The organism is Pseudoxanthomonas sp. Root65, from assembly GCF_001427635.1.
Lineage (GTDB): Bacteria > Pseudomonadota > Gammaproteobacteria > Xanthomonadales > Xanthomonadaceae > Pseudoxanthomonas_A.
The window spans coordinates 493918-509472 of the sequence record NZ_LMHA01000002.1 but is presented as its reverse complement, the minus strand read 5'-3'; the positions used below and the strand labels follow the sequence as shown (position 1 = coordinate 509472).

Below are 15555 nucleotides of genomic sequence, written 5' to 3'. Positions count from 1 at the left end.
CCCCGTGAGAGAATGCCGGCCGACAAGACCGGCAGACCATACCGGCTGAGCCGGGACCTTAGGTTATTGTCCCCTGACTGAGCAAACGACGCATCACGCGGAGATTACGTGCCCCACTGGATCGACACCCCCGCCGCGCTGGACGCGCACCTGCAACGCCGGCCGACGCGGATCGGCCTGGATACCGAGTTCGTCCGCGAGCGCACCTACTGGCCCCAGCTCGCGCTGGTACAGATAGCCCTCGACGACGACGTGCTGCTGGTCGACCCCCTGGCCCCGGGCATGACCGATGCGCTGCGGCCGTGGCTGCTGGACACCTCGATCACCAAGGTCATGCATAGCGCCAGCGAGGACCTGGTGGCGTTCAAGGTCGCCTGCGACGCCCTACCCTCGCCGTTGTTCGATACGCAGATCGCCGCCGCCATCGCCGGCATCGCGTCGGGCATCGGCTACCAGAAGCTGGTCGAGCGCATTACCGGCGTCGCCCTGCCCAAGGGCGAGACCCGCTCGGACTGGCTGCGTCGTCCGCTCAGCGAGTCGCAGCTGCACTACGCCGCCGACGACGTGCGCTACCTATTCGCCGTGCACGATGCGCTGCTGGCCGGGCTGGACGCCACCGGCCGCCGCTCGTGGGTGGAAGAGGACTGCGCGCGGTTCGTCGACAACGCCGCGCACGACGAAGGCGAGCGCTGGCCGCACCTGTCGATGCGCAGTGCGCAGTTCCTCGATGCCGATGCGCAGCGGCGGCTGGTGCGCCTGCTGCGCTGGCGCGAGACGCAGGCGCGCGCCAGCGACAAGCCGCGCAGCTGGATCCTGGACAACGAACTGGCGGTGGCGCTGGCGCGCACGCCGCCGGAGGACAAGGGGGCGCTGCTGCGCCTGTTCGATACCCAGCCCAAGGCGCCGCGCAAGCTGGCCGATGCGGTCTGGCAGGCGCTCGCCACGCCACTGGACGATGAGTCGTCGATGCCGGTGGCCCGCGCGGCCACCGACGGCGACAAGGCCCAGGTCAAGCGGCTGCAGGATGCGGTGTCGGCGCGCAGCGCGGAACTCGGCCTGCCCGATGGCGTGCTGGCCTCCCGCCGCTATCTCGAAGCGCTGCAGGAATCCGGCCAGTGGCCGGCTGCGCTGTCGGGCTGGCGGCACCGCGAACTGGCCCCGGTGCTGACCCCGATCCTGGACCGCGCAGGCTTGGCACCGGCCGCGGCGGCGGGCTAGAATGAAACCGTTCTTGTGGGGCCATAGCTCAGCTGGGAGAGCGCGTCGTTCGCAATGACGAGGTCGGGAGTTCGATCCTCCCTGGCTCCACCATCCAACACGAAAGGCCAGGCGCATGCCTGGCCTTTTTTGTTGCGTGTGGACCAGCAACAGGCACGGTCCTGCAAAGAAAAAGCCCGCCGGCATGACGCCGACGGGCCGGGAGCGCACGGTTTACGTGATCAGAACTTGTAGCTGACACCCAGCAGGTAGCTGCGACCCCATTCGACGTATTCCAGCGGACGGTCCTTGGTGCCGGCGTAGGTCTGGTACGCCTCGTCCGTCAGGTTGCTGGCCTGCAGCAGGATGCTCAGCCCACCCAGCGCATGACCTTCCGGGAACGAATAGCTGATCTGTGCGTCGGTGATGTTCTCGCCGACGACGTAGCGCAGCGTGCGGTTGCCGTTGAAGTTGCCGATCTCGCCAATGAAGTCGGAGCGACGACGCTGGTTGACGCGCGCCTCGAAGCCGTTCTTCTCGAAGTACACCGTCAGGTTGTACACGCGCTTGGACAGACCTGGCAGATCGATGTCACCGCCACCGACGCTGGAGGCGCTTTCCGGATCGCGAATCTGGATGTTGCTGTCGTTGAACGTGGCGCTGGCCACCGCACCGAAGCCCTGCAGCGTTTCGCTGAACATCTCGAACGGCAGCGACGCCGTCAGTTCCAGGCCCTGCAGCGTGCCGCCCTCGCCGTTCACCGGCCGCGTGTAGCTGCCGATCGGATCGACGCCAATACCCGGATAGTTCGCGTTCGGCGGAATGTCGGGCGTGTAAGCCGACAGGTCGTAGAACGGGTCGGTCTGGGTGTAGATGTAGTTGCGCAGGTCCTTGTAGAAATAGGCCGCCGCGACATACGCCTTGGTGCCGAAATACTTCTCGTAGGACACGTCGAACGCATAGGCGCGCCACGGATCCAGCAGCGGGTTGCCGCCACTGGCGAAGCTGTTGCGCAGACCGTTGTCCTGATCCGGACCATCGGACGCATTCACCTCCAGCGAGGCACGCAACTGGTCGACGCGCGGGCGAGCGACCTGCTTGGCCAGTGCAACGCGCAGGGTCTGGTCGTTCTCGAAGCCGAACGCCAGGTTCATGCTCGGCAGCACGTCGGTGAAGGTCTTGCCCAGCTGGATGGACTGCGGATTGCCGCCGCTGCTGAGACGGATTGCGTCGGACGACTGGTCTACACGCTGGACCTGCACGCCGGCGTTGCCGCGCACGCTGACGTTGCCCCACTCGGTATCGATGTTGCCGCGCAGGTAGGCCGTGGTGGTCTTTTCGCGCACGTCCCAGGCCTTGGCGACCAGGTATGGGAACGCGTCGTCGCTCGGCTCGAACGTCATGTAGCGAGCGACCGCCGCCGGCACGTTCCAGGACGGGATGTAGCCGATGCCGGCGAAGCTCAGGTCGACCGGACGGTACTGCAGGTCCGAGGCGATCGTGGTGTTGCCCTGTGGGCCGAGGTTGATGTTGCCCTCGGGCTGGCGCTTGTTCTTCTCGCGGTCGGCGTAGTTCAGGCCGACGTCGATGTCGGACATCCAAGACAGGAACGACGGTGCGGGGAACGACGCCGCCAGCTTGCCCGTGCGCAGCTCATCGACCACGTTCGGCACCTTGCCGTAGCCCGAGCCGTAGATCGTGCCGGTCAGGTACAACGATTCCGGATTCGAATAGTCGCGACCCGGGTTGATCTGCGAAAATCCGTTGTTGCGAATCTGCAGCTGCAACGCGTCCAACTGCGGCGCCGGCAGCATCTGCGTGTTGTTCTCGAGATTGAGCTCGTCGCGCTTGGCGCGCGACCAGCCGATGTCGGCGACGATGCGTGCCTGGCCGGCGGTGAACTCGTTGTTCCAACCGAACGCGTTGATCTCGTCCTCGCGCTTGTTGTACATGCCGCGAACCAGCGGATACACATTGCCGACGGTGCCGCCGGTGAAGGTGTTGCTACCGTTGATCGCGGGGTTGGTGACCTGAAGCCGGCCGTAGCCGCCGTTGTAGTCACCGATATGCACTTCGAACTGGTTGGCCGTATCGACCTGCTCGGCCTCCGAGTGGAACAGGTCCAGCGTGCTGGTCCATGCGTTCGACGGCCGGAACTGCAGCGTCGCCATCACGCCATCGCGCTTGGTTTCGCCAGTGCGACGCAGCGCCTTGATGCCGTCGGAGTAGAACGTGCCGGCCGGTACGCCCGGACGCCAGTTGTCGCCGATCGCCTGCCACGGCTCGTACAGGCCAACCTGGTTCTCCTGGATCGGCGTGGTGGTGTGCGAGTAGCCGATCGAGAAGCCGAACGTGCGCGCCTCGTTCTGCGTGATGTAGCTGGCGTTGATGCGTTCGCCGTAAGCCGACGAATCCGCTGCGGCGCCCAGCGAGTTGCGCTGGCCACGCACGCCGATCGTACCGACCGGCGCATCGAAGCTCAGCGGGCGCACGGTCTGCATGTCGATCGTGCCCGACAGGCCCTGGCCGATGAGACCGGCATCGGGTGTCTTGTAGACCGTCACGCCGGCGACGAGTTCGGAAGGATACTGGTCGAACTCGACGCTGCGGTTGTCGCCGGTGCTGACCATCTCGCGACCGTTGAGCGTCGTGGTGGAGAAGTCGGGCGACAGCCCGCGCACGCTGATCACCTGCGCGCGACCGGCGACGCGTTGCGCGGCCAGGCCGGGCAGACGGCCGATCGATTCGCCGATGCTGACATCCGGCAACTTGCCGATGTCTTCGGCGGAAACGGCTTCGACAATGGAGGTGGCGTCGCGCTTGACCGAAATCGCACTCTCGATGCCGCGGCGGATGCCGGTGACGACAACGGTGTCGAGTTCGGTCGCGTCGGTCGCGGGCGTCTGGTCGGTGGCGGTCTGGGCGGTCTGGGCCTGTACACCGGTCGCGGTGAGCGCGATGGCGGACGCCAACGCCGCGCTCAGCAGGTTGCGCTTGAGTTGCATGTTCCCCTCTCCAAGGACGTTGTATGCGATGAACCGGGTGCGTCGCACGATGCGATCGCCCGGGTCTTCCATGCCGGGACAAGGCGCCCCGGAATGTGCGGCCATGGTAGTGGCGTGCGCAGCCGCACAAATCGCGCTGCATACGTATTCATGCATATTTCCGGCGCCGCGCGTAACACGCATTCCGTACGGAAAAATAGGCATGCGGATGCCTGCACCCACGTGCGCGCGCATGCTTCATGAATGACACGCGAGAGCGCGCCCCATGGCATCCGACCACGATGCGGAGACCGCCTGCGGCAGGACGCCGCGCAGCGGAAATCAGGCCATCCGTGCGAAGTGCACGCCGCGCGGTGGCAGCGACAACGTCCTGCCCTCCACCGTTGCGCGCTGCAGGCCGTGGCCTTCCAGCGCTTCGGCGGCGACGTCATCCGGCAACGGCCAGTGCACGGCCTGCGCGGACAGGTTGAATACGGCCAGGACGCGCTGCCCGGCTTCCTCGCGCACGAAGGCGAGTACCGGTTCGGGCGCATCGAGGAAACGGATGCTGCCGCTGCGCAGCGCCGGCAGCGTGCGTCGCCAGGCGAGGAACCCACGCACGGTGTTGAGGACGGAGTCCGGATCGGCCTCCTGCTTCACCACGTTGATCGCGCGATGTTCGGCGGGAATCGGCAGCCACGGCGCGCCATCGCTGAAGCCGGCGCGCTCACCGTCGTTCCACGGCATCGGCGTACGGCACCCATCGCGTCCCTTGAAGTTGGGCCAAAACGTCTTGCCGTAGGGATCCTGCAGCGCTTCGTAAGGCACGTCGGCTTCGGGCAGGCCCAGTTCCTCGCCCTGGTACAGGCAGACGGAACCGCGCAGTGAACACACCAGCGCCACAAGTTGCGCGGCCAGCGCCGGCGAAGCGTCGCCGTTGCCCCAGCGGGTCACCGCGCGCTGCACGTCGTGGTTGGACACCGCCCAGCACGGCCAGCCTTCGACCATCGCCGCTTCCAGCCGTTCGACCGTGCCGCGGATGTAGGCCGCAGTGCCGTCGTCGGTCAACAGCTCGAAGCTGTAGCCCATGTGCAGGCGCTGGTCGGTGACGTACTCGGCGGTGGTCGCCAGCGAATCCTCGGAGGAGATCTCGCCGAGCGCGGCGGCATCCGGATAGCGGTCCAGTAGCGCGCGCAAGCGCTCCAGGAACGGCAGGTTCTCCGGCTGCGTGTTGTTGTAGTAGTGGTACTGGTAGGCGTAGGGGTTGTCGGGGCTGAAGCCGCGACCCACGCGTTGGTCCTTCGGCTTCGGCGGGTTGTCGCGCAGCTGCGCGTCGTGGAAGCAGAAGTTGATGGCGTCCAGGCGCAGGCCATTCACGCCCCGGTCCAGCCAGAACTGCACGTTGTCCAGCGTGGCCTGCTGCACCGCCGGGTTGTGGAAGTTCAGGTCTGGCTGGCTGGCCAGGAAGTTGTGCAGGTAGTACTGCTCGCGGCGCGGCTCCCAGCGCCAGGCGACGCCGCCGAACAGCGACATCCAGTTGTTGGGCGGCGTGCCGTCTTCCTTCGGATCGGCCCACACGTACCAGTCGGCCTTCGGATTGTCGCGGCTCTCGCGGCTTTCCTTGAACCACGCATGCTCGGCCGAGCAGTGGCTCAGCACCTGGTCGATCATCACCTTGACGCCCAGCGCATGCGCCTTGGCCAGCAGGCGATCGAAGTCCTCCAGCGTGCCGAACAGCGGATCGACGTCGCGGTAGTCGGCGATGTCGTAACCGAAGTCGGCCATCGGCGACTTGAAGAACGGCGAGATCCAGATGGCGTCCACGCCCAGGCCGGCGATGTAGTCGAGCTTCTCGACGATGCCCGGCAGGTCCCCGACCCCGTCCCCGTTGGTGTCCAGGAAGCTGCGGGGGTAGATCTGGTAGATCACCGCGCCGCGCCACCAGTTGTTCTTCGTCATCGATGCACCCGTCGCAATGCGTAGCGCACCCCTCCGGTGCGCTCGGCGGGCGCCACTATTCCACGAGCGGTCGCCACGCGTGAGTGTGACGCGGAGCGGTCGGGCATGAATACGTATGCAGCTCATGCAGCCGTTGGAATGCATTCGCCATGCGCGACGGCGTGCCGATCGCCACGTACCGCTGCCGAAATGCAGGCAGGCCAAGGGTTTGGGCCACACGCATGGTCGAAGCATGCGCCTCGACACACTCTGCCTCGCGTGCCGGTGTTGTTTGCGGTGCAGCATGGAATCGGTCGCGCATGTCGGCAAGATGCCGCCACGCTCGCCATGGCGAGTACGCACTTCGACCGCGCCACGCTGCCAGGGAACCCGAATGACCGCCAAGCCCCGCCTGTCCTTCTGGCAGATATGGAACATGTCGTTCGGCTTTCTCGGCATCCAGTTCGGCTTCGCACTGCAGGGCGGCTTCATGTCGCGGATCTTCCAGACGCTGGGCGCGGAGAAGGAAGCGCTGCCGCTGCTGTGGATCGCCGCGCCGCTGACGGGCCTGCTGGTGCAACCGGTGATCGGCTACTTCAGCGACCGCACCTGGCATCCGTTGCTGGGCCGTCGTCGTCCCTACTTCCTTGCCGGTGCGATCCTCAGTTCGATCGCACTGGTGTTCATGCCCCACTCGCCCACGCTGTGGATCGCCGCCGGCCTGCTGTGGGTGCTGGACGCGAGCATCAACATCAGCATGGAACCGTTCCGCGCGCTGGTTGCCGACAAGCTGCCGGAAGAACAGCGCTCCTATGGCTTCGTGCTGCAGACCCTGATCATCGGCATCGGCACCTGGGTGGCCAGCAATCTGCCTTGGTTCATCGCCCAGCTCGGCGTCTCCAACGAGGCCGGCCCCGGGGTGGTGCCGCCGTCGGTGAAGATCGCTTTCGCCATCGGTGCATTCGTCTTCATGGCTAGCATCCTGATGACCATCCTCACCACGCGCGAGTATCCGCCCGAGGATCTCGAGCGCTTCAAGGCGGAGAAGCGCGCGCAGGGCAATGTCGTCAGCGAGATCGTCCACCACGTGATCCACATGCCCGCACAGATGCGTCGCCTGGGCGTGGTGCAGTTCTTCAGCTGGCTGGCGTTCTTCGCCATGTGGAGCATGGCCACGCCCGGGCTGACCGAGCACGTGTTCAAGGCGGCCGCGCCGGATCCCGCTGCGTTCGACATGGCGCTGCCGGCGCAGGCGGCCGCATTCCAGTCGGCCAACGCCGCGTTCCAGGACGCGGCGGACCTGGTGGGCTCGTACATGGGCTACTACGGCCTGTCGTCGATGCTGGTCGCACTGCTGCTGAGCTTCTATGCCGCGCGCCTGCCCTTGAACCGCAAGGCCGTGCATGCCGGTTCGCTGGTGCTGGGCGGCATCGGTTTCCTGTCGATGTGGTTCGTGCCCGAGCCCGTGTGGTTGATCGGCTCGTTCGCACTGGTCGGCGTTGCCTGGGCCAGCATCCTGTCGATGCCTTACGCCCTGCTCTCCAGCCATGTGCCGGCGGAGAAGATGGGCATCTACATGGGTATCTTCAACATGTTCATCGTGGTGCCGCAGATCGTGGCGGCAACCGTGCTCGGCCCGGCATTGCGCGGCCTGTTCGACAACCAGGCGATCTTCGCCCTCGTCATCAGCGGGGCCAGCCTGCTGATCGCGGCCGTGTCGCTCGCCGGCGTGCACGAAGCCACCGATACCCCGTCTTCCCTCCCGCCGCAGGTGCACTGATGCGTCTTCCCACACCCCGTCCGCTCGCCCTGCTGCTGGCCTCGCTGCTGTGTGCGCCCGCGACCACGCTGGCGGCCACACCCGTCGATGCGTTCTACGGCACCACCGAACCCTTCGCGAAGGAAGCCGTCTACTTCGTGCTGACCGATCGCTTCGTCAACGGCGACCCGTCGAACGATCACCGCGACCAGGGGGGGAAGAATCCGACGTTCGACCGCCCCACGCCCGGCGCACCCGCGGGCCAGAGCGACAACGTCGGCTACCTGGGGGGCGACTTCAAGGGCGTGCTGGACAACGCCGGCTACATCCGCGGCCTCGGCTTCACCTCGGTGTGGATCACGCCGATCATCGACAACCCCGACCAGGCCTTCACCGGCGGCGAAGAAGTGAAGTGGGAGGGGATGTTCACCGACCGCGGCAAGACCGGCTACCACGGCTACTGGGGCATCAACTTCTACAAGCTCGACGAACACCTGCCCAGCGAGGGCCTGGACTTCGCCGGCTTCACTGCGGCGATGAAGGAGCAGCAGCTGGACGTGGTGCTCGACATCGTCGGCAACCACGGCTCGCCCGCCTACTCCATGCCGACCCTGCAGCCGCAGTACGGCAAGGTGTGGGACAAGGACGGCAAACTGATCGCCGATCACCAGAACCTGGACCCCGACAAGCTGGACCCGCGCCGCAAGCCGATGCACGCGTTCTACAACACCGGCGGCGGACTGGCGCAGCTGTCGGACTTCAACGAGGACAATCCGGCCGTGATGGAGTACCTGGTCGGTGCGTACGAGCAGTGGATCGACCAGGGCGCTGCCGCGTTCCGCGTGGACACCATCGCCTGGATGCCGCACGCGTTCTGGAAGGAATTCGCCGACCGCATCCGCGCGAAGAAGCCGGGCTTCTTCATGTTCGGCGAGAACTTCAACTATGACGCGGCCAGCATCGCCGGGCATACCTGGACCCGCAACGGCGGCTACAGCGTGCTCGACTTCCCGCTGAAGGGAAAGCTGACGGAGGTGTTCGAGAAGCCCGGCGTCAGCTACGAGGAGCTCGGCAAGGCGCTGTATCTGGAAGACGGCCCGTACGCCAATCCGTACGACCTGATGACGTTCTACGACAACCACGACATGGCGCGCATGAAGGCCGCCGATACCGGCTTCATCGATGCGCACAACTGGCTGTTCACGGCGCGCGGCATTCCGGTGATCTACTACGGCTCGGAGGTGGGCTTCGAGCGCGGCAACGCCGAGCACGCCGGCAACCGCAACTACTTCGGCCAGGAACGCATCGACGCGGCGCCGGAGAGTGCGATCTTCGCGCCGCTCAAGCGCATCGCCCACCTGCGCCGCGACACCCCGGCCCTGCAGCGCGGCCTGCAACTCAACGTGCGCCTGAAGGGTGACCAGGCGGTGTTCTACCGCGTGCTGCAGCACGACGGCATCAACCAGACCGCCCTGGTGCTGCTGAACAAGGCCGACGCACCGGCGACGTTGTCGGTGTCCGATCACCTGCAGGCCGGCACCTGGCGCGATGCGTTCACCGGCAAGACGCAGCGCGTGCGCAACCGTCTGCAGGCGGACGTGCCGGCGCACGGCGTGCGCGTGTTCCTGCTGGACGCGCCGATCACCCGCGTCGACACCCGCGCGCGCCTCGCCGAGCTGATGGCGCGCAAGTCACCGAAGGCGGATTGAGCAGCGCACCTTCCGTTGTGGGAGCGACGTAAGTCGCGATCGCAGACCATGCCTGCCGGGAAAGCTTGGGAGCTGCCCTCCGACATCATGGTCGGCTGAGCGCATACCTTCGCGACTTAGGTCGCTCCCACAAAAGCCCGGTCACTTCGCTGCCGTAGACCCCCGCAACGCCAGCTTCACCGGAATGGCCTGGCTCTCCGCCGGTTCGCCATTGATCAGCGCCAGCAGGGTTTCCACCAGCAAGGTGCCCGCGCGCTTGGTGTCCTGCTGCACGGTGGACAGTCCGGGGTTCATCGAACTGGCCAGCGGGATATCGTCGAAGCCCGCCACCGCGACGTCCTCCGGAACACGCTTGCCATGCTCCATCAACGCCTTCATCGCGCCGACCGCGATCAGGTCGCTGGCGGCGAACACCGCATCGAACACCGCGCCCCGCGCCAGCAACACGCTGGCCGCCTCGTGGCCTGACTGTTCGGTGGTGATCGCATCGACCTGCAGCGCCGGATCGGCCATCAGGCCGGCGGCTTCCAGCGCCTGCCGGTGGCCGAGGTAGCGCTCGAAGAATTCCGGATAGTGGTTGGAGGCGTGGCCGAGGAAGGCGACACGACGACGCCCCTGCGCGAGCAGGTGCGCGGTGATGTCGTGCCCGCCCTGGGTGTTGTCGCAGCCGATCGACACGCCCGGCGTGTCCGGCTGCACCGCGCCCCAGCGGACGAAATGCGTGCCCTGCTCGACCAGGCGCTCCAGCCGGCTGCGCGATTCCAGGTAATCGCCGTAGCCGAGCAGGATGATGCCGTCGGCCTTCTTGCTGTCTTCGTAGTCGGCCTGCCAGTCGTTGGACAGCTGCTGGAAGGAGATCAGCAGGTCGTAACCGCGCAGCGCGCAGGCGCGGGTGATGCTGCCCAGCATCGACAGGAAGAAGGGATTGATCGCCGATTCGTCCGGCGTCGGATCCTCGAAGAACAGCAGCGCCAGCGTGCCGGAATGCTGGCGGCGCAGGTTGGACGCGTTCTTGTCGACCTTGTAGTTGAGCTGTTCGGCGATGGCGAGGATGCGCTTGCGCGTCTCCTCGTTGACCATCGGGCTTCCGCGCAGTGCGCGCGACACGGTGGGCTGCGACACGCCCGCCAGGTGGGCGATGTCCAGCGAGGTGGCCTTCCCCTTAATGGGCGCGATCACGGACGGCTTCGGCTACGGACGGCGGAGGACAGGATCATGCCATGGCCGACCGCCGGCGGCGATCCGGGGGAGCTAGGCTTGCCGGTCTCCTCCCTTGTCCTGTGGGAGCGACGTAAGTCGCGAAGGGCCATCGGTAAAGCTTCATCGCGACTTACGTCGCTCCCACAGGAGCAGCCCGCCCCCACCCACAGCTCAGGACTCGCCCTGTGCCGTACGTGCGGTGCCGTGCAGCTGGACGCCATCGGCGTCGGTGATGCTGACGGACACCTCGATGCCGTGGCGGACGCTCTCGGTCACCACGCAGAAGTTCTCGAACTGGGCCAGGATGCGCTCCAGCGAGGCATGCGCCGTGCCGGCCTCGGCCAGCCGGATGTCGGCATGGATGTGGCCCACCCGCAGCCTGCCCTGCTCGTTGCGCACCAGTTCCGCCGTGGCATGGGTCACCAGCTTGCCGGGTGTGTTCTTGAACTTGCGTAGCGCGAACAGCAGGCTGGCGGACAGGCAGTTGGCCACCGCCGATACCAGCAGCCGCGTCGGATTCGGGCCCTCGCCCTTGCCCAGCGGCGGGGGTTCGTCGGCCATCAGGTCGGCGATGGTGGTGTCGTCGAAACGGATGCGGAAGCTGTAGTCCTCTTCCTGCTCCAGGGTGATGCGGATGTGCTGGGAATCACTCATGGACGGCTCCGGGCGGCGGACAGGGGATGGAGGGGATCATGGCACTGTGCGGCGGTTCCAGGGCATCCACGCCAGCAGGCGCGCCATGCCGCAGAAGCCGCTGACACCGGCGAACACCAGCCCCGCGCCGACGAAACCGGACAGCAGCACGCCATAGGGCGACAACGTGGCTGCGATCACCACGCCCGTCAATACCATCGAACCGGCGGCGATCTGCACCTGCCGCATCAGTTCGATCGGCTGGCGACGGTCCTGCTTTACCGGCAGGCCGGCCCGCTTCCAGGCGTCCAGTCCGCCGGACAGCAGGAACGCGTCGCAGCCCGCCGCAGCGGCCAGCCTGGCGGCGTTCGCCTGCGTGCGTGCACCGGAACGGCAATGGAAGACCACCGTCTTCGCCGCGCCCTTCGGCAAAGGCACCGCCGGCTGCGAGACCAGCCACAGCACGGCGCCCGGGATGTGTTCGCGCGCGTGTTCGTCGTGGTTGCGGATGTCCACCAGCACCGCGCCGTCGGCCAACAGCGCCCGGGCCTGTTCGGGTGAAATCGAAGGAATCGTCATGGGTGCCTCCTCATGGGCAATACAGGTCCTTCAACAGCGCCACGACCCGCGCCACGCGAGGCTCGACGATGCGGTAATGAATGCTCTGGGCCTCGCGGCGACTGTCGACCAGCCCGTCCTCGCGCATCCTGGCCAGATGCTGCGACAACGCGGACGGGCTCAGCCCGACCTGCTGCGCCAGTTCGCCGGCACTACACTCGCCCTGCGCGACCAGGGTGCACAGGACCAGCAGCCGGCCGTCATGACCCAGTGCCCGCATCAACGCCGCGGCATCTGCGGCGCTGGCGCGCAGCTGTTCCAGTTCGCGTTGCTTCAAGGACATCGGACCACCCTTGCTTTAGATATAACTTAATTTAGTATTGCCTAAATTTAAAGGCAACCCCACCGGAGTTTCCATGGCCACCCCTGCCCTGCATGCCTGGTTCGACGAGGCGACCCACACCATCACCTACGTGGTGTGGGACCCGGCCACGCGCCACGCCGCGATCATCGATCCGGTGCTGGATTACGACCATCGCTCCGGCCGCGCCTCGCATCGCGCGGCGGATACCGTGCTCGGCTTCATCGCCGACCACGACCTGACGGCGCACTGGATCCTGGAAACGCACGCGCACGCCGACCATCTCAGCGCGGCGCCGTACCTGAAGGAGAAGACCGGCGCACCGGTCGGCATCGGCGAACACATCATCGAGGTGCAGCGCACGTTCGCGCCGGTGTTCGGGCTGGATGATGTCAGTGGCGACGGCCGCGAGTTCGACCGCCTGTTCCGCGATGGCGAGACGTTCCCGCTCGGTGAGTTGCAGGTCGAGGTGATCCACACCCCCGGCCACACGCCGGCCTGCGTGTCCTATCGCATCGGCGATGCGGTGTTCGTCGGCGACACGCTGTTCATGCCCGACTACGGCACCGCGCGCGCGGACTTCCCCGGCGGCGATGCGCGCACGCTGTACCGCTCGATCCAGAAACTGCTGGCGCTGCCGCCACAGACCACGCTGTACCTCTGCCACGACTACAAGGCGCCGGGGCGCGACCACTACGCATGGCAAACCACGGTGGCCGACGAAAAGGCCGGCAATGTGCACATCGGTGGCGGCGTGGACGAAGACAGCTTCGTCGCCATGCGCGAAGCGCGCGATGCGACGCTGCCGGCACCGACGCTGCTGCTGCCGTCACTGCAGGTCAACATCCGCGCCGGCCATCTGCCGGCGCCGGAGGACAACGGGCGACGCTACCTGAAAATTCCGCTCAAGCTCTGACCGCCGTCATCCGCCCGGCGTAGGCGATGCGGCGTGGGCGGCGACACCGCTCCCGCAGTCGGCGCCCAGCAGGCGCGAGTGCTTCAGCCAGGCGGGATCGGGGTAGTAGGCGAACAGGAACGAGCCGCCGCGGATGCTGTCGATCAGCGGCTTGGCCACGGCAGTGCCGACCGCCGGACAACCCAGGCTGCGCCCGAGCCGCCCCTGCGCGCGCACCAGCGCATCGCTGACATAGGGCGCGCCGTGGATGACGATGGCGCGCTCGCGCGCCTTGTCGTTGAAACCGGGCTCCAGCCCCTGCAGGCGCAGCGAGTAACCGTTCGCGCCGCGGTACGACTCTTGCGTGACGAAGGCCCCCAGGCTGGACATGTAGCTGCCAGTGGCATTGGAAAAGCGCGTGGCGAGGTTCTCGCCGGTGTTGCGACCGTGCGCGACGCGCTCCTCGAACAGCAGGCGGGCGGCTTCCAGGTCGAACACCCACAGGCGCGGCTGGGTGGATGGCCGCGAATAGTCGATCACGCTGAGCCGGCGCATCGGCACGGGTTCGCCGCGACGGATCGAGCAGGTCATCGCGTGCGCCGCCATCGACAGCACCTCGCGGTCGAGCGATGGCGCCGCACGATGCAACTGCTCGACCAGGCGCTCGGGCGACGCGACAGTGGTCGATCCTGCGTGCGCAGCGCCGGCCTGCGAGAGCGCCATCGCGGCGATGCACAACAAAAGCAGGGAGGGGAATCGGTTCATGCAGAGGCCCAAGGATCGGGGAATGGCGCCAGCGTCCCGATTCCGTCCGCAAGGCTCAGCGCGATACCGGAGTGGGGCTGGCTTCGTCCGATTCCAAGACCGGCACCGACGGCTGGTCATCGGGCGTTGCACGTACGCCCGGCAGATCGGACAGCAGCACGGTGGTACCGGGTTTCAGCACAGCGTACAGGCGACGGGCGAAACCCTGCGGAATCCAGAACGAATCCCCCAATGAGCGCAGCGGCGGCATCGGCGCGCCCTCCTCGCCCAGCACACGATGGGCGACCCAGCGGTGTTCCTTCTGCCGGGGATCGAGCAGGCTGGGGATGTCCTCCATCCCGGTCGTCATCACCAGCAGCACGGTGCCGTTGAGCGCGAACTCGCGCACCATCTGCAATGGCGCCGCACCGATCAGCACGCCGTTGCGAAGTACTGATACGCGCTGGTCGTACAGGCTGACCAGGATGCTGACCGGACCCTCCGGCGAGGCCGCCTCGTTCCAGTACACCTCGTAGGCCGACAGGTCGGGATGCGCCGCCTGCCCTCCCGACGTGACCGGTGCCAGCACGGCCGGATGCACCAGGCTGGCCGGCGACGCCTTGGCATTGGCCACCACCACCGAGTCGCCGAAACGCGTGATGCCGAACAGCTTCTCGGCGAAGGCCTGCGGCAGGCGCACGCAGCCGTGCGACGCCGGGTAGCCCGGCAGATGGCCGCCATGCAGGGCGATGCCGTCCCAGGTCAGCCGCTGCATGTAGGGCATCGGCGCGTTGTTGTAGAGGTTGGAGCGGTGGTCCTTGTTCTTCTGCAGAATGGTGAACACGCCGGTCGGCGTGTCCTTGCCCGCCTTGCCCGAACTGATGGTCGACACGCCGATGGCGATGCCGTTGCGGTACACGTAGGCGCGCTGCTCGTCCAGGCTGACCACCAGCACCACCGGCCCCTCGGGCGCGATCTGCGGATACCACAGGAACTCGCCCGGCTTCAGTGCGCGGACATCGGCCTGCGGCACGGCGGATTGCGCGTGCGTGGTGAACGGGGCTGCGGCGGCGAGCAACGTAGCCAGCAGGACGGTGGGCAGGATGTTTCGTGTCATCGGATGAGCTTAGCGCAGGAGGACGCGGCTGCAGCGGACAAGGCTGCGTGATCTGTGGGAGCGACGTAAGTCGCGAAAGGTGGGCGGTAAAGCCTCATCGCGACTTACGTCGCTCCCACATCCGGGATATGGCGTCCGACTACGCCAGCAGGCGCTCGCGCAAGGCGTGGTAGTCGGCGGGGATCGGATCGGCGTGCGCGGGATGCGCTTGAAGGCCCAACAGCACGTCTGCCACAGCGAAGGCTATCTGCCTTGTGGGAGCGACGTAAGTCGCGAAAGGTCGGCGGTAAAGCCTCATCGCGACTTATGTCGCTCCCACAGGCGGAATAGGGCGTCCGGCTACGCCAGCAGGCGCTCGCGCAAGACGTCGCAGTCGGCGGGCATCGGGTAGGCATGCGCAGGCGGCGCCAGAAGGCTAAACGGCATGCCTGCCACAGCGAAGGCTATCTGCCTTGTGGGA

At 66.7% G+C, this 15555-nt stretch carries 12 protein-coding genes and 1 tRNA gene; 5 read left to right on the top strand and 8 right to left on the bottom strand.

Features of this window, described 5'->3' with window-relative positions; genetic code table 11:
• The first annotated feature begins 108 nt into the window (after nucleotides 1-108).
• Together rnd and ASD77_RS12900 are read left to right on the top strand one after the other, a co-directional pair.
• Nucleotides 109-1218 carry a ribonuclease D gene (rnd, locus tag ASD77_RS12905; RefSeq protein WP_055942323.1) on the top strand — a complete coding sequence of 370 codons (1110 nt, stop codon included), beginning with the start codon at nucleotides 109-111 and terminating at the stop codon, nucleotides 1216-1218.
• Nucleotides 1219-1235: 17 nt separating this feature from the next.
• Nucleotides 1236-1311: transfer RNA gene (locus tag ASD77_RS12900), tRNA-Ala, on the top strand.
• A gap of 128 nt (nucleotides 1312-1439) precedes the next feature.
• Here ASD77_RS12900 and ASD77_RS12895 read toward each other — a convergent pair.
• Nucleotides 1440-4202, bottom strand: coding sequence for a TonB-dependent receptor (locus tag ASD77_RS12895; protein WP_055943439.1), 2763 nt, complete (start codon nucleotides 4200-4202; stop codon nucleotides 1440-1442).
• A gap of 321 nt (nucleotides 4203-4523) precedes the next feature.
• The gene (locus ASD77_RS12890; protein ID WP_055942320.1) at nucleotides 4524-6140 is read right to left on the bottom strand and encodes an alpha-glucosidase family protein; all 1617 of its coding nucleotides are present in this window, start codon (nucleotides 6138-6140) and stop codon (nucleotides 4524-4526) included.
• A gap of 373 nt (nucleotides 6141-6513) precedes the next feature.
• Here ASD77_RS12890 and ASD77_RS12885 point away from each other — a divergent pair, with 373 nt between their 5' ends.
• Nucleotides 6514-7899, top strand: coding sequence for an MFS transporter (locus ASD77_RS12885; protein WP_055942317.1), 1386 nt, complete (start codon nucleotides 6514-6516; stop codon nucleotides 7897-7899).
• A complete protein-coding gene (locus ASD77_RS12880; RefSeq protein ID WP_055942314.1) occupies nucleotides 7899-9587 on the top strand; it encodes an alpha-amylase family glycosyl hydrolase in 1689 nt (562 codons plus the stop codon). The genes ASD77_RS12885 and ASD77_RS12880 overlap by 1 nt, the downstream gene beginning before the upstream one ends.
• Before the next feature lie 141 nt (nucleotides 9588-9728).
• Here ASD77_RS12880 and ASD77_RS12875 read toward each other — a convergent pair whose 3' ends face one another.
• From ASD77_RS12875 to ASD77_RS12860, 4 genes are all read right to left on the bottom strand, one after another.
• The gene (locus ASD77_RS12875) at nucleotides 9729-10763 is read right to left on the bottom strand and encodes a LacI family DNA-binding transcriptional regulator (RefSeq protein WP_235578553.1); all 1035 of its coding nucleotides are present in this window, start codon (nucleotides 10761-10763) and stop codon (nucleotides 9729-9731) included.
• Between the two features lie 195 nt (nucleotides 10764-10958).
• Nucleotides 10959-11441, bottom strand: coding sequence for an OsmC family protein (locus ASD77_RS12870; RefSeq protein WP_055942309.1), 483 nt, complete (start codon nucleotides 11439-11441; stop codon nucleotides 10959-10961).
• A 36-nt stretch (nucleotides 11442-11477) separates the two neighbouring features.
• A complete protein-coding gene (locus ASD77_RS12865) occupies nucleotides 11478-11999 on the bottom strand; it encodes a rhodanese family protein (protein ID WP_055942306.1) in 522 nt (173 codons plus the stop codon).
• Nucleotides 12000-12009: 10 nt separating this feature from the next.
• A complete protein-coding gene (locus ASD77_RS12860; protein ID WP_055942302.1) occupies nucleotides 12010-12321 on the bottom strand; it encodes a metalloregulator ArsR/SmtB family transcription factor in 312 nt (103 codons plus the stop codon).
• Nucleotides 12322-12394: 73 nt separating this feature from the next.
• Here ASD77_RS12860 and ASD77_RS12855 point away from each other — a divergent pair, with 73 nt between their 5' ends.
• Entirely contained in the window at nucleotides 12395-13255 is an 861-nt protein-coding gene (locus tag ASD77_RS12855; protein WP_055942299.1) for an MBL fold metallo-hydrolase, read from the top strand.
• 6 nt (nucleotides 13256-13261) lie between these two features.
• Here ASD77_RS12855 and ASD77_RS12850 read toward each other — a convergent pair whose 3' ends face one another.
• Together ASD77_RS12850 and ASD77_RS12845 are read right to left on the bottom strand one after the other, a co-directional pair.
• Entirely contained in the window at nucleotides 13262-13975 is a 714-nt protein-coding gene (locus tag ASD77_RS12850) for a murein L,D-transpeptidase catalytic domain family protein (protein WP_235578552.1), read from the bottom strand.
• 79 nt (nucleotides 13976-14054) lie between these two features.
• A complete protein-coding gene (locus ASD77_RS12845; protein WP_055942296.1) occupies nucleotides 14055-15095 on the bottom strand; it encodes a L,D-transpeptidase in 1041 nt (346 codons plus the stop codon).
• Between the last annotated feature and the right edge of the window lie 460 nt (nucleotides 15096-15555).